General features: G+C 52.3%; 12 protein-coding genes and 4 tRNA genes. 15 read left to right on the forward strand and 1 reads right to left on the reverse strand.

Annotated elements, in window-relative coordinates; translation table 11 throughout:
• The first annotated feature begins 2 nt into the window (after nt 1-2).
• Nucleotides 3-1,040 (forward strand): UDP-N-acetylmuramate dehydrogenase, encoded by a 1,038-nt coding sequence (gene murB, locus ETA_RS01730; RefSeq protein ID WP_012439915.1) that lies wholly within the window; start codon nt 3-5, stop codon nt 1,038-1,040.
• On the forward strand, nt 1,037-1,999 hold the full coding sequence (birA, locus tag ETA_RS01735) for a bifunctional biotin--[acetyl-CoA-carboxylase] ligase/biotin operon repressor BirA (protein WP_012439916.1): 963 nt from the start codon (nt 1,037-1,039) through the stop codon (nt 1,997-1,999). The genes murB and birA overlap by 4 nt, the downstream gene beginning before the upstream one ends.
• Nucleotides 2,000-2,025: 26 nt before the next feature.
• Here birA and coaA read toward each other — a convergent pair whose 3' ends face one another.
• The gene (gene coaA, locus ETA_RS01740; protein ID WP_012439917.1) at nt 2,026-2,976 is read right to left on the reverse strand and encodes a type I pantothenate kinase; all 951 of its coding nucleotides are present in this window, start codon (nt 2,974-2,976) and stop codon (nt 2,026-2,028) included.
• 480 nt (nt 2,977-3,456) lie between these two features.
• On the opposite strand from coaA, the gene ETA_RS01745 reads away from it, so the two are divergent.
• The 13 genes from ETA_RS01745 (at nt 3,457) to rpoC (ending at nt 17,800) form a co-directional block, all read left to right on the forward strand.
• Nucleotides 3,457-3,532 (forward strand) — tRNA-Thr (locus ETA_RS01745).
• 13 nt (nt 3,533-3,545) lie between these two features.
• Nucleotides 3,546-3,630, forward strand: a tRNA-Tyr gene (locus ETA_RS01750).
• Between the two features lie 213 nt (nt 3,631-3,843).
• Nucleotides 3,844-3,918: transfer RNA gene (locus tag ETA_RS01755), tRNA-Gly, on the forward strand.
• Between the two features lie 6 nt (nt 3,919-3,924).
• Nucleotides 3,925-4,000, forward strand: a tRNA-Thr gene (locus ETA_RS01760).
• A 114-nt stretch (nt 4,001-4,114) separates the two neighbouring features.
• Nucleotides 4,115-5,299: an elongation factor Tu gene (gene tuf, locus ETA_RS01765; protein WP_012439918.1), complete on the forward strand. Its 1,185-nt coding sequence runs from the start codon at nt 4,115-4,117 to the stop codon at nt 5,297-5,299.
• A 268-nt stretch (nt 5,300-5,567) separates the two neighbouring features.
• Nucleotides 5,568-5,951 (forward strand): preprotein translocase subunit SecE, encoded by a 384-nt coding sequence (gene secE / locus ETA_RS01770; protein WP_012439919.1) that lies wholly within the window; start codon nt 5,568-5,570, stop codon nt 5,949-5,951.
• A 1-nt stretch (nt 5,952) separates the two neighbouring features.
• Complete coding sequence (gene nusG, locus ETA_RS01775; RefSeq protein WP_012439920.1) at nt 5,953-6,498, forward strand: transcription termination/antitermination protein NusG; 546 nt, start codon at nt 5,953-5,955, stop codon at nt 6,496-6,498.
• A gap of 191 nt (nt 6,499-6,689) precedes the next feature.
• Nucleotides 6,690-7,118 carry a 50S ribosomal protein L11 gene (rplK, locus tag ETA_RS01780; protein ID WP_012439921.1) on the forward strand — a complete coding sequence of 143 codons (429 nt, stop codon included), beginning with the start codon at nt 6,690-6,692 and terminating at the stop codon, nt 7,116-7,118.
• 3 nt (nt 7,119-7,121) lie between these two features.
• Nucleotides 7,122-7,826: a 50S ribosomal protein L1 gene (gene rplA, locus ETA_RS01785; RefSeq protein ID WP_012439922.1), complete on the forward strand. Its 705-nt coding sequence runs from the start codon at nt 7,122-7,124 to the stop codon at nt 7,824-7,826.
• 365 nt (nt 7,827-8,191) lie between these two features.
• On the forward strand, nt 8,192-8,695 hold the full coding sequence (gene rplJ / locus ETA_RS01790) for a 50S ribosomal protein L10 (RefSeq protein WP_012439923.1): 504 nt from the start codon (nt 8,192-8,194) through the stop codon (nt 8,693-8,695).
• 67 nt (nt 8,696-8,762) lie between these two features.
• Nucleotides 8,763-9,128, forward strand: coding sequence for a 50S ribosomal protein L7/L12 (rplL, locus tag ETA_RS01795; RefSeq protein WP_004154989.1), 366 nt, complete (start codon nt 8,763-8,765; stop codon nt 9,126-9,128).
• Nucleotides 9,129-9,462: 334 nt separating this feature from the next.
• Complete coding sequence (rpoB, locus tag ETA_RS01800) at nt 9,463-13,491, forward strand: DNA-directed RNA polymerase subunit beta (RefSeq protein WP_012439924.1); 4,029 nt, start codon at nt 9,463-9,465, stop codon at nt 13,489-13,491.
• 85 nt (nt 13,492-13,576) lie between these two features.
• A complete protein-coding gene (gene rpoC / locus ETA_RS01805) occupies nt 13,577-17,800 on the forward strand; it encodes a DNA-directed RNA polymerase subunit beta' (RefSeq protein ID WP_012439925.1) in 4,224 nt (1,407 codons plus the stop codon).
• Nucleotides 17,801-17,823: the final 23 nt, after the last annotated feature.

Here is a 17,823-nt window from a genome sequence, read left to right on the forward strand (position 1 = left end):
TTATGTCGCGCCAGCAATATTCACTAAAACCGTGGAATACCTTCGGTATTGATGCTTATGCCAACAGAATTACCGTGGCAGACAGCATAGAAGTCCTTTGTCGATGCTGGCAGCAAAGCGTGCATCAGAAGGAGCCGGTGTTGCTATTAGGCAAAGGAAGTAACGTACTCTTTCTACAGGATTTTGATGGGCAGGTGCTAATTAACCGCATTAAGGGCGTTAGCATTTCAGAAACCACCGACGCGTGGTTGATACATGCAGGAGCCGGGGAGAACTGGCATCAACTGGTGGAAATCACTTTAAGCAAGGGGCTTGCAGGGCTTGAGAACCTGGCGCTTATCCCGGGATGTGTCGGCTCTGCCCCTATCCAAAATATCGGGGCCTATGGTGTTGAGCTGGAGCAGGTCTGTGAATACGTCGATATCGTTTCCCTTGATGACGGTGTATGCCAGCGTTTGAGTGCGGCTGAGTGCCAGTTTGGCTATCGCGACAGCGTGTTCAAGCATCGATACCGTGAAGGCTACGCCATTGTTGCCGTAGGGTTAAAGCTTACGAAGAGCTGGCGGCCGGTGCTTAGCTATGGCGATTTAATCAATTTTGACCCGCAGGTCGTCACCCCTCAACAGATATTTGATGCCGTTTGCCACATGCGCCGCAGCAAACTGCCCGATCCTGACATCACCGGTAATGCGGGTAGCTTCTTCAAAAATCCGCTAGTGAGCGCTGCAGTCGCTGCCGAACTGCAGACCAGATATCCAGACATCCCTCAATACCAACAGGCAGGCGGTGAGGTAAAGTTGGCCGCTGGCTGGCTGATCGAACGTTGTTCCTTGAAAGGGTTTTGCCTGGGGGGTGCGGCAGTTCATGAAAAGCAGGCGCTGGTGCTGATAAACAAAGGTACCGCCAGCGGACAGGATATTGTCGACCTGGCACGCACAGTTCGTCAGCGCGTGGCGGAGAGGTTTAATGTATGGCTTGAACCCGAAGTGCGCTTTATTGCCTCTCGGGGCGAAACAGATGCTGTTGAGGCTATTGCATGAAGGACAATACCGTACCGTTAAAGCTGATCCGCACTCTGGCCGATGGCGAATTCCACTCAGGTGAGCAGCTTGGCGAGCAGCTGGGCATGAGTCGTGCAGCAATAAACAAGCATATTCAGACATTAAAAGAGTGGGGAATTGAAGTTTTTACCGTCACGGGTAAAGGCTATAGCCTGCCCAATGCCATGCAGCTGTTGGATGAGAGGGTGATTAATGCAGGTCTTGAGCAGGGCAGACTTGCAGTGATCCCGGTGATTGACTCCACAAATCAGTATTTGCTGGACAGAATGGCCAGCCTGCAATCCGGTGACGCCTGCGTGGCAGAGTATCAGCAGGCCGGACGTGGCCGGCGCGGCAGGCAGTGGTTCTCTCCTTTTGGCTCGAATCTGTATCTGTCAATGTACTGGCGTCTGGAACAGGGGCCAGCGGCGGCGATGGGGCTGAGCCTGGTTATCGGCATCGTCATCGCCGAAGCGCTTCAGCAGCAGGGTGCGCCCGATATTCGGGTGAAATGGCCTAACGATATTTATTTGAACGATCGTAAGCTGGCGGGTATACTCGTCGAATTGACGGGTAAAACCGGAGATGCTGCGCAAATCGTGATCGGTGCGGGGATCAACCTGGCGATGCGCGCTCCTGCGCATGATGTGATCAACCAGGGGTGGATAAATCTGCACGAAGCGGGATGCAGTGTGGATCGTAATGCCCTTTCTGCGCTGATTATTAACAAAATGCGCACGGCTTTGGCGCAGTTTGAACAGGATGGGCTTGTTCCCTTTATTGAGCGCTGGGCCGCATTAGATAACTTCATTAATCGCCCGGTGAAGCTGCTGATCGGAGATCGGGAAATCAATGGTATTGCCAGAGGGATCGATCAGCAGGGTGGTTTGATACTGGAACAGGACGGCATCACCAAGTCGTGGGTCGGTGGCGAAATTTCGCTGCGGCCACAAAGTTGACAAAGAGGGGCGGTGCCCCTCTCCAGTTATTTTCTTAATCTGACAAGATCAACGGCATGTCCGGAGCTTTTCGTCATAATCAGGCTGGCGCGTTCGCGCGTAGGCAGAATATTTTCTTTCAAATTCCTGTAATTTATCTCATGCCATAGCTGGCTCGCGATACCCACCGCCTCATCTTCAGGCAGCTGCGCATAATGATGGAAGTAGGAATCCGGATCGGTAAAGGCGCCCTGACGGAATTTGAGGAAGCGGTTGATATACCAGTGTTCCAGCAAATCTTCCGGCGCATCGACATAAATCGAAAAATCCACGAAATCAGAAACAAAAACATGATGCGGATCATGGGGATAATCCATTCCGCTTTGTAATACGTTCAGTCCTTCGAGGATCAGGATATCAGGCTGCTGAACGTTTTTGTCCCCGTCAGGAATAACGTCATAAATCAGATGGGAATACACCGGAGCAGTGACGTGATCGGCGCCAGATTTCAGGTCTGAAACGAACTTGACCAGGCGGTGCATATCGTAGGAGAGAGGAAACCCCTTCTTCTTCATCAAGCCGCGTTCTTTGAGTACGGCGTTCGGATGCAGAAAACCGTCGGTGGTGATCAACTCAACGCGCCGATGTTCCGGCCAACGGCTTAGTAATGCCTGTAGGACACGCGCGGTGGTGCTTTTTCCGACGGCAACGCTCCCTGCAATACTGATGATATAGGGAATTTTCTGTCCATTAGTACCAAGAAACTGCTCAAGGACTGCCTGACGCCGTAAATTAGAGCTGATATAAAAATTCAGCAGGCGAGAGAGAGGAAGATATATCTCCGCGACTTCTTCTATCGAGAGATCTTCGTTAATTCCTTTCAGCTGCGCAATTTCGGCCTCAGAAAGGGTCATGGGCACCGAATCACGCAGCGCGGCCCACTGGGTGCGATTGAACTGCAAATAAGGTGTGGTTAACAGGGAGTCTTTTTTGCTCATAAGTCTGCTTCTGTTAGCGGTTTTTACCCTTCCAAAGATAGCCCGTTATGGAGCAGCAGGTTTGATGCCGCAATGTTAAGCGCGAAGGGAATTTGATAAAACAATGGGCGGAGGTTACCACCACACGGGCAGGAAAAAGAAGGAAAAATATGCCTTGCGGTGACAAACGTAAGCACGCCCGCATTAATGCGCATTTTTGCTGGTAATTGAATGGATAAGCTGGTTGGCCGTGATCTCTGCCGAAATGGGTTGATAGAGATAAAATTTATCTAAATAAAGCGCATATTAATAGTGTGCTTCAACCTTGTGCCTCTCGTTATGCTACAGACGCTCGAGCGCCCTCGGCGATTTTTTAAACGTATTTTCCCGTCAGGTGGGGTGTTTTTACACGTTTTGCATAAATATTGAGCGTAAGAACAAATATCGCAATTTTTTTGTTGCATACCAGCTCAGGTCTTTCTAGAATGCGCACCACTTGATGCCGGCTTAGCTCAGTTGGTAGAGCAACTGACTTGTAATCAGTAGGTCACCAGTTCGATTCCGGTAGCCGGCACCATCAAGTACCCCCAGGTGGGATTCCCGAGCGGCCAAAGGGAGCAGACTGTAAATCTGCCGTCATCGACTTCGAAGGTTCGAATCCTTCTCCCACCACCATTTCGACTCAGCGTTTTGAGTTGAAATCAGAAGAGAGAGCAATCTCTTAACTGGAAAAGATGGCAGCCTTCTTAAGGTGTGCCTATCAAGATTTAGACTGAGCTCAAGCACAGTCAGGGTCATCAGGCAAAAGCATGGTGGCTTGAGCAGCGAGGAGGCATCTTCTCTGTTGTTCGCAAGCTACAGATAGAACAGGTAGCCGAGTTCCAGGATGCGGGCATCGTATAATGGCTATTACCTCAGCCTTCCAAGCTGATGATGCGGGTTCGATTCCCGCTGCCCGCTCCAAGCCGTGCTGATATGGCTCAGTTGGTAGAGCGCACCCTTGGTAAGGGTGAGGTCCCCAGTTCGACTCTGGGTATCAGCACCACTTTCAAAATCTCCCTCCCTGCTTCTTCTCTAGTGAAAACAATTCAACTATTCAGGCGATGCCTGGTTGATGTGGTGATATCACCGATTAATCCGTGTCTTAGAGGGACAAGCGATGTCTAAAGAAAAATTTGAACGTTCCAAACCGCACGTCAACGTTGGTACTATCGGCCACGTTGACCACGGTAAAACCACACTGACTGCTGCTATCACCACCGTACTGGCTAAAACCTACGGCGGCGCTGCTCGTGCATTCGACCAGATCGATAACGCACCAGAAGAAAAAGCACGTGGTATCACCATCAACACGTCTCACGTTGAATATGACACCCCGGCTCGCCACTACGCGCACGTTGACTGCCCGGGCCACGCCGACTATGTGAAAAACATGATCACCGGTGCTGCGCAGATGGACGGCGCGATCCTGGTTGTTGCTGCGACTGACGGCCCAATGCCTCAGACCCGTGAGCACATCCTGCTGGGTCGCCAGGTTGGCGTTCCATACATCATCGTGTTCCTGAACAAGTGTGACATGGTTGATGATGAAGAGCTGCTGGAGCTGGTTGAGATGGAAGTACGTGACCTGCTGTCACAGTACGACTTCCCAGGCGACGACACCCCAATCGTTCACGGTTCTGCGCTGAAAGCGCTGGAAGGTGAAGCAGAGTGGGAAGCTAAGATCGTTGAACTGGCTGGTCACCTGGATAACTACATCCCGGAACCAGAGCGTGCGATTGACAAGCCATTCCTGCTGCCAATCGAAGACGTATTCTCCATCTCTGGCCGTGGTACCGTTGTTACCGGTCGTGTAGAGCGCGGTATCGTTAAAGTGGGTGAAGAAGTTGAGATCGTTGGTATCAAAGATACCGTGAAATCAACCTGTACCGGCGTTGAAATGTTCCGTAAGCTGCTGGACGAAGGCCGTGCGGGTGAGAACTGTGGTATCCTGCTGCGCGGTATTAAGCGCGAAGATATCCAGCGTGGTCAGGTTCTGGCTAAGCCAGGCACCATCAAGCCACACACCAAGTTCGAGTCAGAAGTTTATATTCTGTCTAAAGACGAAGGCGGCCGTCATACTCCGTTCTTCAAAGGCTACCGTCCACAGTTCTACTTCCGTACAACTGACGTGACCGGTACCATCGAACTGCCAGAAGGCGTTGAGATGGTGATGCCAGGTGACAACATTCAGATGGTTGTTACCCTGATCCACCCAATCGCGATGGATGACGGCCTGCGTTTCGCCATCCGTGAAGGTGGTCGTACCGTTGGTGCGGGTGTTGTTGCTAAAGTTATCGCTTAATCGCTGATAATATTTGACGCAATGCACACGAAAAGGGCATCATTTGATGCCCTTTTTGCACGCTGTAACATAGAACCTGACTCATCAGTGATTTTTGCAACCATAATCATTGCTGAGGCAGGCTCTGTAGCACGGCGTAAAGCCAATAGTTTTCAAGCTACGGCTTGAAATTAAAGGATATGCCGAGTTAAGCCTAACAGCATCATTCGGTTCGGTGCCTCGTTTTACGGGGCAAACGTGTTTCTGATTTATTGTGGCAGGTTGGTTTATGAGTGCTAATACAGAAGCTCAAGGAAACGGGCGCGGCCTGGAAATATTGAAGTGGGTAGGTGTGGTGGTGCTTCTGGTGGCCGCTATCGCCGGTAACTCCTGGTATCGTGATGTAACATTACCGCTGCGTGCACTGGCCGTCGTGGTTCTGATGGCTGCGGCCGCGGGCCTTGCTCTGCTGACCGTTAAAGGTAAAGCAACGTTGGCTTTCGCCCGTGAAGCACGCACCGAAGTGCGTAAGGTCGTCTGGCCTACTCGTCAGGAAACGTTGCACACCACGCTAATCGTTGCCGCGGTAACCGCCGTGATGTCACTGATTTTGTGGGGGCTGGATGGTATTCTGGTCCGCCTGGTATCGTTTATCACTGGCCTGAGGTTCTGAGATGTCTGAAGCTCCAAAAAAGCGCTGGTACGTCGTTCAGGCGTTTTCCGGTTTTGAAGGCCGCGTAGCGCAGTCGCTGCGCGAGCATATCAAGTTACATAATATGGAAGAGCTGTTTGGCGACGTCATGGTTCCCACCGAAGAAGTGGTTGAGATCCGTGGTGGCCAGCGCCGTAAAAGCGAGCGTAAGTTCTTCCCCGGATACGTGCTGGTCCAGATGGTAATGAACGACGCCAGCTGGCACCTTGTGCGTAGCGTGCCGCGTGTCATGGGCTTTATCGGTGGCACTTCTGACCGCCCGGCTCCGATCAGCGACAAAGAAGTTGATGCCATCATGAACCGTCTGCAGCAGGTTGGGGACAAACCACGTCCGAAAACTCTGTTTGAGCCGGGTGAAATGGTTCGCGTTAACGACGGTCCGTTTGCTGACTTTAACGGCGTGGTTGAGGAAGTCGACTACGAGAAAAGTCGCCTGAAAGTATCTGTCTCCATCTTTGGCCGCGCAACGCCGGTCGAGTTGGACTTCGGTCAGGTGGAAAAGGGCTAACGACCCTTATGTGACCGGCCGCTATACGGTTAGCTGCATAAAAATAACCAACTGCCGTTATCTGGTGGTTGCGAGAGGCGCGAAATTGCACTACAATTTCGCGCCTTTTGTTTTTATGCGCCGTTACGGCGTGTGAATATTAATCACGGGGAGCTCCTCCAGGAGCGTTATCACCCAATAGAGGAATTATCATGGCTAAGAAAGTACAAGCCTACGTTAAGTTGCAGGTTGCAGCTGGTATGGCAAACCCGAGTCCTCCGGTAGGTCCGGCTCTGGGTCAGCAAGGCGTTAACATCATGGAATTCTGTAAAGCGTTCAACGCCAAAACAGAATCCCTTGAGAAAGGTCTGCCGACTCCCGTCGTCATCACCGTTTACTCTGACCGTTCTTTCACCTTCGTTACCAAAACCCCTCCTGCAGCAGTACTGCTGAAGAAAGCGGCTGGTATTAAGTCTGGTTCTGGCAAGCCGAACAAAGACAAAGTAGGTAAAGTATCGCGTGCTCAGGTACGTGAAATCGCAGAAACCAAAGCTGCGGACATGACTGGTGCTGATATTGAAGCGATGACTCGCTCAATTGAAGGTACTGCTCGTTCCATGGGCCTGGTAGTAGAGGACTAAGAAATGGCTAAGCTGACCAAGCGCATGCGCGTGATCCGTGACAAAGTTGATTCAACTAAACAGTATGACATCAACGAAGCTGTTGCTCTGCTGAAGGAACTGGCTACTGCTAAGTTCGTAGAAAGCGTTGACGTAGCGGTAAACCTCGGAATTGATGCACGTAAATCTGACCAGAACGTACGCGGTGCAACTGTACTGCCACACGGTACTGGCCGTTCTGTTCGCGTTGCCGTATTTGCCCAGGGCGCAAACGCTGAAGCTGCTAAAGCAGCTGGCGCAGAGCTGGTAGGTATGGAAGATCTGGCTGACCAGATCAAAAAAGGCGAAATGAACTTCGACGTTGTGATTGCATCTCCAGATGCAATGCGCGTTGTTGGCCAGCTGGGTCAGGTTCTCGGCCCACGCGGTCTGATGCCAAACCCGAAAGTCGGTACTGTAACCCCTAACGTTGCTGAAGCAGTGAAAAATGCTAAAGCCGGTCAGGTCCGTTACCGCAACGACAAAAACGGTATCATCCATACCACTATCGGTAAGGTTGATTTCGACACAGATAAACTGAAAGAAAACCTGGAATCCCTGCTGGTTGCGCTGAAAAAAGCGAAACCTTCTCAGGCGAAAGGCGTTTTCATCAAGAAAGTTAGCCTCTCCACCACGATGGGTGCAGGTGTTGCAGTTGATCAGGCTGGCCTGAACGCTTCTGCTGCTTAATCTGTGCTTTACGCGGGCGTATTTTTCCCCTAGAATCTTACGCCCGTTGTTCTGTAAATATACAGAGCCTCTAATCAAGTCATTCGCATTGCGGCTCAGGCTGCGATAGCTTGAAAGACGACAGATTAGAAAGAATTTTTAGGTTGGAGCCTGGCCTTATCCAGGCCTCCGTCCAAGACCGCAGGTGTTTCTGTCATTAGAGACTTAATTCCCTGCGTAGACGGTGACAGAACCAAAAGAATATTTTTATAGTCTTTGCTGGATTCTGCTCACCGTGTTTTAGCGCCTGTCTCTGGCAACAGGGTTCAGGTGAAGTGAGTTCCGGGGAAATCCATCCCCGGCCAAAAATCCAGGAGCACAAGCTAATGGCCTTAAATCTTCAAGACAAACAAGCGATTGTTGCTGAAGTCAGCGAAGTAGCCAAAGGCGCGCTGTCTGCGGTAGTTGCGGATTCTCGTGGCGTTACCGTAGATAAAATGACCGAACTGCGTAAAGCAGGTCGTGAAGCTGGCGTATACATGCGTGTTGTTCGTAACACCCTGCTGCGCCGCGTCGTTGAAGGTACTCAGTTTGAGTGCCTGAAAGACACGTTAACCGGTCCAACCTTGATTGCATACTCTATGGAACACCCGGGCGCTGCTGCTCGTCTGTTCAAAGAGTTCGCGAAAGCGAATGCAAAATTTGAGGTTAAAGCTGCAGCCTTTGAAGGCGAGCTGATCAGTGCGGCTCAGATCGACCGCCTGGCAACTCTGCCTACTTACGATGAAGCAATCGCACGCCTGATGGCAACCATGAAAGAAGCCGCTGCCGGCAAACTGGTTCGCACTCTGGCTGCTGTACGCGATCAGAAAGAAGCCACCGCTGCTTAATCAGCCGGCCTTTCTTTTCCGTTCATCTGCTTACGTACAAATTACTTTCTGAATTTAGGAACACGAAATGTCAATCACTAAAGACCAAATCATTGAAGGCGTTGCAGCTCTGTCTGTAATGGAAATCGTTGAACTGATCTCCGCTATGGAAGAGAAATTCGGCGTGTCTGCTGCTGCTGCTGTCGCAGGTCCTGCTGCTGCTGCTGAAGCTGTAGAAGAAAAAACCGAGTTCGACGTGGTACTGAAAGCTATCGGCGCTAACAAAGTTGCCGTGATCAAAGCAGTACGTGGCGCAACTGGTCTGGGCCTGAAAGAAGCTAAAGACCTGGTTGAGTCTGCACCTGCTGCCCTGAAAGAAGGCATCAGCAAAGACGACGCAGAAGCACTGAAGAAAGTACTGGAAGAAGCTGGCGCAGAAGTTGAAGTTAAATAAGCCAACCTTTCAGGTTGCAGCCTGGTTGTAGTCTTTACCAGGCTGATGGCTGGTGACTTTTTGGTCACCAGCCTTTTTGCGCTCTACAGCGTCAATGATATTTCACACTGTTTAGTCATTGATTAGCTTAATATCTTTCTCTATCGACGACTTAATATACTGCCCTCCTGCATGGGTTCCCTGCCCAGACAACGGCAATGAAATGATTTAAGCGTGATAGAAAGAGGTATTACGAAAGGCGTCTGCCCTTTCGCACTATACAAAACAGCGTTGCATGAACTGTCCCCGCTGGACGGACAGAAAGGTTCTACTTTTCAGCGAGCTGAGGAACCCCATGGTTTACTCCTATACCGAGAAAAAACGTATTCGTAAGGATTTTGGAAAGCGTCCACAAGTTCTGGACATTCCTTATCTCCTTTCTATCCAGCTTGACTCGTTCCAGAAATTCATCGAGCAAGATCCGGAAGGTCAATATGGTCTGGAAGCTGCATTCCGTTCCGTATTCCCAATCCAAAGCTATAGCGGTAATTCTGAGCTGCAGTACGTCAGCTACCGTTTAGGCGAACCTGTATTTGATGTTAAAGAGTGTCAGATCCGTGGCGTCACGTTTTCTGCTCCTCTGCGCGTTAAACTGCGCCTGGTGATCTACGAGCGCGAAGCGCCGGAAGGCACCGTTAAAGACATCAAAGAACAAGAAGTGTACATGGGTGAAATTCCACTCATGACCGATAACGGTACTTTTGTCATCAATGGTACAGAGCGCGTTATCGTTTCTCAGCTGCATCGTAGTCCTGGTGTGTTCTTCGACAGCGATAAGGGTAAAACCCACTCATCGGGTAAAGTGCTGTATAACGCACGTATCATCCCTTACCGTGGTTCATGGTTGGACTTCGAGTTTGACCCGAAAGACAACCTGTTCGTCCGTATTGACCGTCGCCGTAAACTGCCTGCGACCATCATTCTGCGCGCGTTGAGCTATACCACTGAGCAAATCCTCGATCTGTTCTTTGAAAAAGTGATTTATCAAATTCGCGACAACAAGCTGCAGATGGAGCTGGTTCCAGAGCGCCTGCGTGGTGAAACTGCGTCATTCGACATTGAGTCGAACGGCACCGTTTACGTCGAAAAAGGTCGCCGCATTACCGCGCGCCACATTCGTCAGCTGGAAAAAGACGCTGTTGCTCATATCGAAGTTCCGGTTGAGTACATCGCGGGCAAAGTTGTTGCCAAAGACTACATCGACGAGAGCACCGGTGAGCTGCTGATTGCTGCCAACATGGAGCTGTCGTTAGATTTACTGGCCAAGCTGAGCCAGTCAGGTCACAAGCGTATCGAAACGCTGTTCACCAATGACCTCGATCACGGCCCGTACATCTCTGAAACCGTACGCGTCGACCCAACCAGCGATCGCCTGAGCGCACTGGTTGAAATCTACCGCATGATGCGCCCTGGTGAACCACCAACGCGTGAAGCGGCTGAAAACCTGTTTGAGAACCTGTTCTTCTCTGAAGACCGCTACGATCTGTCTGCGGTTGGCCGCATGAAGTTCAACCGTTCTCTGCTGCGTGACGAGATCGAAGGTTCCGGTATCCTGAGCAAAGACGACATCATTCAGGTGATGAAGAAGCTTATTGGTATCCGTAACGGTATTGGCGAAGTGGATGACATCGATCACCTCGGCAACCGTCGTATCCGTTCCGTTGGCGAAATGGCCGAGAACCAGTTCCGTGTTGGCCTGGTGCGCGTAGAGCGCGCGGTGAAAGAGCGTCTGTCCCTGGGCGATCTGGATACCCTGATGCCTCAGGATATGATCAACGCCAAGCCAATTTCTGCGGCGGTGAAAGAGTTCTTCGGTTCCAGCCAGCTGTCACAGTTTATGGACCAGAACAACCCGTTGTCTGAGATCACGCACAAACGTCGTATCTCTGCATTGGGTCCAGGCGGTCTGACGCGTGAGCGTGCAGGCTTCGAAGTGCGAGACGTACACCCGACTCACTACGGTCGCGTATGTCCAATCGAAACGCCGGAAGGTCCAAACATCGGTCTAATCAACTCCTTGTCTGTCTATGCACAGACCAATGAGTACGGTTTCCTGGAAACTCCATACCGCCGCGTACGCGATGGCGTGGTGACCGACGAAATTCATTACCTCTCTGCTATTGAAGAGGGTAACTACGTTATCGCTCAGGCCAACACCAACCTCGATGACGAAGGTCACTTCGTAGACGATTTGGTGACCTGCCGTAGCAAAGGCGAATCGAGCCTGTTCAGCCGCGATCAGGTTGACTACATGGACGTTTCCACCCAGCAGGTGGTTTCCGTCGGTGCGTCACTGATCCCGTTCCTGGAGCACGATGACGCCAACCGCGCATTGATGGGTGCAAACATGCAACGTCAGGCGGTCCCTACTCTGCGTGCTGATAAGCCGCTGGTAGGAACCGGTATGGAACGCGCGGTCGCGGTCGACTCCGGCGTAACTGCCGTAGCGAAACGTGGCGGTACCGTTCAGTACGTGGACGCATCGCGTATCGTTATTAAAGTTAACGAAGACGAAATGTACCCTGGCGAAGCCGGTATCGACATTTATAACCTGACCAAATACACCCGTTCTAACCAGAACACCTGCATCAACCAGATGCCGTGTGTCAACCTGGGTGAACCGATTGAACGTGGTGACGTGCTGGCTGATGGTCCTTCAACGGATCTCGGCGAACTGGCGCTGGGTCAGAACATGCGCGTGGCGTTCATGCCGTGGAACGGCTACAACTTCGAAGACTCCATCCTAGTCTCCGAGCGCGTGGTTCAGGAAGATCGCTTTACCACTATCCATATTCAGGAACTGGCCTGCGTGTCGCGTGACACCAAGCTGGGGCCGGAAGAGATCACTGCTGATATCCCGAACGTGGGTGAGGCTGCACTCTCCAAACTGGATGAGTCCGGTATCGTGTACATCGGTGCTGAAGTGACCGGTGGTGACATTCTGGTTGGTAAGGTGACGCCGAAAGGTGAAACCCAACTGACGCCAGAAGAGAAACTGCTGCGTGCTATTTTCGGCGAGAAAGCGTCTGACGTTAAAGACTCTTCTCTGCGCGTACCGAACGGCGTTTCAGGTACCGTTATCGACGTTCAGGTCTTCACCCGTGACGGTGTGGAAAAAGACAAACGCGCGCTGGAAATCGAAGAGATGCAGCTGAAGCAGGCGAAGAAAGACCTGTCTGAAGAATTGCAGATCCTCGAAGCTGGCCTGTTCAGCCGTATCAACTACCTGCTGGTTGCTGGCGGTATTGAAGCGGAAAAACTGGACAAGCTGCCACGCGAGCGCTGGCTGGAACTGGGCCTGAGCGACGAAGATAAGCAAAACCAGCTGGAACAGCTGGCCGAGCAGTACGACGAGCTGAAGCACGAGTTTGAGAAAAAACTCGACGCCAAGCGCCGCAAAATCACCCAGGGCGATGACCTGGCACCTGGCGTGCTGAAAATCGTTAAAGTGTACCTGGCGGTGAAACGTCAGATTCAGCCTGGTGACAAAATGGCGGGTCGTCACGGGAACAAAGGTGTTATCTCCAAGATCAACCCGATCGAAGATATGCCTTACGATGAGAACGGCACGCCGGTCGATATCGTACTGAACCCGCTGGGCGTACCATCACGTATGAACATCGGTCAGATCCTCGAAACTCACTTGGGTATGGCTGCGAAGGGCATCGGCGAAAAAATTAACGCCATGCTTAAGAAGCAGGAAGAAGTGTCCAAGCTGCGTGAGTTTATTCAGCGTGCTTACGATCTGGGTACCGATGTGCGCCAGAAAGTTGACCTGAACACCTTCACCGACGACGAAGTGCTGCGTCTGGCAGAAAACCTGAAAAAAGGTATGCCGATCGCCACTCCGGTGTTTGATGGTGCGAAAGAGAGCGAAATCAAAGAGCTGTTGCAGCTTGGCGGCCTGCCTTCTTCCGGTCAGATCACCCTGTTCGATGGTCGTACCGGTGAGCAGTTCGAGCGCCAGGTTACCGTTGGCTACATGTATATGCTGAAACTGAACCACTTGGTTGATGACAAAATGCATGCACGTTCTACCGGTTCCTACAGCCTTGTTACCCAGCAGCCGCTGGGTGGTAAAGCGCAGTTCGGTGGTCAGCGTTTCGGTGAGATGGAAGTATGGGCACTGGAAGCATACGGTGCCGCGTATACCCTGCAGGAAATGTTAACCGTGAAATCTGATGACGTTAATGGCCGTACGAAGATGTATAAAAACATCGTTGACGGTAACCATCAGATGGAACCGGGCATGCCGGAGTCGTTCAACGTACTGTTGAAAGAGATCCGTTCGCTGGGTATCAACATCGAGCTGGAAGACGAGTAATTACTCGCATCTGCTGTACTGGTTACAGGGCGCCCGGGTCACTCCGGGCGTCTCTGAGAAGTCTCACTCCGACGGGAGCTAATCCGTGAAAGACTTACTTAAGTTTCTGAAAGCGCAAACTAAGACAGAAGAGTTTGATGCGATCAAGATCGCTCTGGCATCACCAGATATGATCCGTTCATGGTCTTTTGGTGAAGTTAAAAAGCCGGAAACCATTAACTACCGTACGTTCAAACCTGAACGTGACGGCCTTTTCTGTGCGCGTATTTTCGGGCCGGTAAAAGACTATGAGTGCCTGTGCGGTAAGTACAAGCGCCTGAAGCATCGCGGTGTGATCTGTGAGAAGTGTGGCGTTGAAGTCACGCAGACCAAAGTTCGCCGTGAGCGTATGGGTCACATTGAACTGGCCTCGCCAACTGCGCACATCTGGTTCCTGAAATCGCTGCCTTCGCGCATCGGTTTGCTGCTGGATATGCCACTGCGTGACATCGAACGTGTACTTTACTTCGAGTCTTACGTGGTGATCGAAGGCGGTATGACCAACCTTGAAAAGCGCCAGATCCTGACTGAAGAGCAGTATCTCGACGCGCTAGAAGAGTTTGGTGATGAATTTGACGCTAAAATGGGTGCGGAAGCGATCCAGGCTCTGTTGAAAAACATGGACCTGGAGCAAGAATGTGAAACTCTGCGTGAAGAGTTGAACGAAACGAACTCCGAAACCAAGCGTAAAAAACTGACCAAGCGTATCAAGCTGCTGGAAGCGTTCGTACAGTCTGGTAATAAGCCAGAGTGGATGATCCTGACCGTGCTGCCTGTACTGCCACCGGACCTGCGTCCGCTGGTGCCGCTGGACGGCGGTCGTTTCGCTACTTCAGATCTGAACGATCTGTATCGTCGCGTGATCAACCGTAACAACCGTCTGAAACGCCTGCTGGATCTGGCTGCGCCAGATATCATCGTACGTAACGAAAAACGTATGCTGCAGGAAGCGGTCGATGCGCTGCTGGACAACGGCCGTCGCGGTCGTGCGATCACCGGTTCTAACAAGCGTCCTCTGAAATCTTTGGCCGATATGATCAAAGGTAAGCAGGGTCGTTTCCGTCAGAACCTGCTGGGTAAACGTGTCGACTATTCAGGTCGTTCGGTTATCACCGTAGGTCCATACCTGCGTCTGCATCAGTGTGGTCTGCCGAAGAAAATGGCGCTGGAGCTGTTCAAACCGTTCATCTACGGCAAGCTGGAGCTGCGTGGTCTTGCTACCACCATTAAAGCCGCCAAGAAAATGGTTGAGCGCGAAGAATCCGTCGTCTGGGATATCCTGGATGAAGTGATCCGCGAACACCCGGTACTGCTGAACCGTGCACCAACCCTGCACCGTTTGGGTATCCAGGCGTTTGAACCGGTACTGATCGAAGGTAAAGCGATCCAGCTGCATCCGCTGGTTTGTGCGGCATACAACGCCGACTTCGATGGTGACCAGATGGCTGTTCACGTACCGCTGACGCTGGAAGCCCAGCTGGAAGCACGTGCGCTGATGATGTCTACCAACAACATCCTGTCTCCGGCGAACGGTGAGCCAATCATCGTGCCTTCTCAGGACGTTGTACTGGGTCTGTACTATATGACCCGTGACTGTGTTAACGCCAAAGGCGAAGGCATGGTGCTGACCGGGCCGAAAGAAGCTGAACGAGTTTACCGCGCTGGCCTCGCTTCGCTGCACGCTCGCGTTAAGGTGCGTATCACCGAACACGAGAAAAACGAGCAGGATGAGTGGGTTGCCAAAACCAGCATCATCGACACCACCATTGGCCGCGCTATCCTGTGGATGATCGTGCCAAAAGGTCTGCCTTACTCTATCGTCAACCAGGCGCTGGGTAAGAAAGCTATCTCCAAGATGCTGAACACCTGTTACCGCATCCTGGGTCTGAAGCCGACCGTTATCTTTGCTGACCAGACCATGTACACCGGCTTTGCCTATGCGGCACGCTCGGGCGCGTCTGTTGGTATCGACGACATGGTGATCCCAGAGAAGAAAGTGGAAATCATCACCGAAGCGGAAGCGGAAGTGGCCGAGATCCAGCAGCAGTTCCAGTCTGGTCTGGTGACCGCTGGCGAGCGCTATAACAAAGTGATCGATATCTGGGCTGCGGCCAACGAACGCGTTGCTAAAGCGATGATGGAAAACCTCTCTACCGAAGTCGTGATTAACCGCGATGGCGTGGAAGAGCGTCAGGTTTCCTTCAACAGCATCTTTATGATGGCCGACTCCGGTGCGCGTGGTTCTGCTGCGCAGATCCGTCAGCTGGCAGGTATGCGTGGTCTGATGGCGAAGCCAGATGGCTCCATCATCGAAACGCCAATCACCGCGAACTTCCGTGAAGGTCTGAACGTACTCCAGTACTTCATCTCCACGCACGGTGCGCGTAAAGGTCTGGCGGATACCGCACTGAAAACGGCTAACTCCGGTTATCTGACTCGTCGTCTGGTTGACGTCGCGCAGGACCTGGTGGTGACCGAAGATGACTGTGGTACGCACGAAGGCATCATGATGACGCCTGTTATCGAAGGTGGCGACGTGAAAGAGCCGCTGCGTGAGCGCGTACTGGGTCGTGTGACCGCAGAAGACGTTCTCAAGCCGGGCACTGCTGACATCCTGCTGCCACGCAACACCCTGCTGCACGAACAGCAGTGTGACCTGTTGGAAGAGCACTCTGTTGACAGCCTGAAAGTCCGCTCCGTAGTTAGCTGCGAAACTGACTTCGGCGTGTGCGCGCACTGCTACGGTCGTGACCTGGCGCGTGGCCACATCATCAACAAGGGTGAGGCTATCGGCGTTATTGCAGCACAGTCCATCGGTGAGCCGGGTACACAGCTGACGATGCGTACCTTCCACATCGGTGGTGCGGCATCGCGTGCGGCTGCTGAATCCAGCATTCAGGTGAAGAACAAAGGTACCCTGAAGCTGATCAACGCCAAGTCGGTAACCAACTCCGCTGGCAAGCTGGTGATCACCTCGCGTAACGTTGAACTGAAAATGATCGACGAATTTGGTCGTACCAAAGAGAGCTACAAAGTTCCTTACGGTTCTACCATGGCGAAAGGTGACGGCGAGCAGGTTGCAGCGGGCGAAACCGTCGCAAACTGGGACCCGCACACCATGCCGGTTATCACCGAAGTGAGCGGTTTCATTCGCTTCACCGACATGATTGATGGCCAGACCATTACCCGCCAGACGGATGACCTGACCGGTCTGTCCTCTCTGGTGATCCTGGACAGTGCGGAACGTACTGCCGGTGGTAAAGATCTGCGTCCGGCGCTGAAAATCGTTGATGCTAACGGCAATGATGTGATGATCCCAGGCTCCGATATGCCTGCTCAGTACTTCCTGCCGGGTAAAGCGATTGTCCAGCTGGAAGATGGCATCAAGATCAGTTCGGGTGATACCCTGGCGCGTGTTCCTCAGGAATCAGGCGGTACCAAGGATATTACCGGTGGTCTGCCACGTGTTGCTGACCTGTTCGAAGCCCGTCGTCCGAAAGAGCCGGCAATCCTGGCTGAGATCAGCGGCATCATTTCCTTCGGTAAAGAAACCAAAGGGAAGCGTCGCCTGGTGATCACGCCGATCGACGGTAGCGATCATTACGAAGAGATGATCCCGAAATGGCGTCAGCTGAACGTGTTTGAAGGTGAACGCGTAGAGCGCGGTGACGTGGTTTCCGATGGCCCAGAATCGCCACATGACATTCTGCGTCTGCGTGGCGTGCATGCGGTGACGCGTTATATCACTAACGAAGTGCAGGAAGTTTACCGCCTGCAGGGCGTTAAGATTAACGATAAGCACATCGAAGTTATCGTGCGTCAGATGCTGCGTAAAGCCACTATCGCCAGCGCAGGAAGCACTGACTTCCTCGACGGTGAGCAGGTAGAATTCTCACGCGTTAAGATCGCTAACCGCGAGCTGGAAGCTAACGGCAAAATCTCTGCAACATTTGCACGAGACCTGCTGGGTATCACCAAGGCTTCTCTGGCAACCGAGTCGTTTATCTCTGCGGCCTCGTTCCAGGAAACCACGCGCGTACTGACCGAAGCAGCCGTTGCGGGCAAACGCGACGAACTGCGCGGCCTGAAAGAGAACGTTATCGTTGGCCGTCTGATCCCAGCCGGTACCGGTTACGCTTATCATCAGGATCGTATGCGTCGTAAAGCAGCGGGTGAAGCGCCGGTTGTTCCGCAGGTTACCGCGGATGAAGCTTCTGCCAGCCTGGCTGAGTTGCTGAATGCCGGTCTCGGTGGTCGCGACGACGAGTAATATTTAGCTGCGTTAATGCGCTA

The organism is Erwinia tasmaniensis Et1/99 (genome assembly GCF_000026185.1).
Taxonomy (GTDB): domain Bacteria; phylum Pseudomonadota; class Gammaproteobacteria; order Enterobacterales; family Enterobacteriaceae; genus Erwinia; species Erwinia tasmaniensis.

What these genes read in the sequence shown, in the direction of transcription:
- secE (WP_012439919.1), top strand. Translation starts at nt 5,568, where the DNA reads ATGAGTGCTAATACAGAAGCTCAAGGAAACGGGCGCGGCCTGGAAATA.
- rplL (WP_004154989.1), top strand. Translation starts at nt 8,763, where the DNA reads ATGTCAATCACTAAAGACCAAATCATTGAAGGCGTTGCAGCTCTGTCT.
- murB (WP_012439915.1), top strand. Translation starts at nt 3, where the DNA reads ATGTCGCGCCAGCAATATTCACTAAAACCGTGGAATACCTTCGGTATT.
- rplA (WP_012439922.1), top strand. Translation starts at nt 7,122, where the DNA reads ATGGCTAAGCTGACCAAGCGCATGCGCGTGATCCGTGACAAAGTTGAT.
- tuf (WP_012439918.1), top strand. Translation starts at nt 4,115, where the DNA reads ATGTCTAAAGAAAAATTTGAACGTTCCAAACCGCACGTCAACGTTGGT.
- rplJ (WP_012439923.1), top strand. Translation starts at nt 8,192, where the DNA reads ATGGCCTTAAATCTTCAAGACAAACAAGCGATTGTTGCTGAAGTCAGC.
- birA (WP_012439916.1), top strand. Translation starts at nt 1,037, where the DNA reads ATGAAGGACAATACCGTACCGTTAAAGCTGATCCGCACTCTGGCCGAT.
- rpoB (WP_012439924.1), top strand. Translation starts at nt 9,463, where the DNA reads ATGGTTTACTCCTATACCGAGAAAAAACGTATTCGTAAGGATTTTGGA.
- rplK (WP_012439921.1), top strand. Translation starts at nt 6,690, where the DNA reads ATGGCTAAGAAAGTACAAGCCTACGTTAAGTTGCAGGTTGCAGCTGGT.
- nusG (WP_012439920.1), top strand. Translation starts at nt 5,953, where the DNA reads ATGTCTGAAGCTCCAAAAAAGCGCTGGTACGTCGTTCAGGCGTTTTCC.
- coaA (WP_012439917.1), bottom strand. Translation starts at nt 2,976, where the DNA reads ATGAGCAAAAAAGACTCCCTGTTAACCACACCTTATTTGCAGTTCAAT.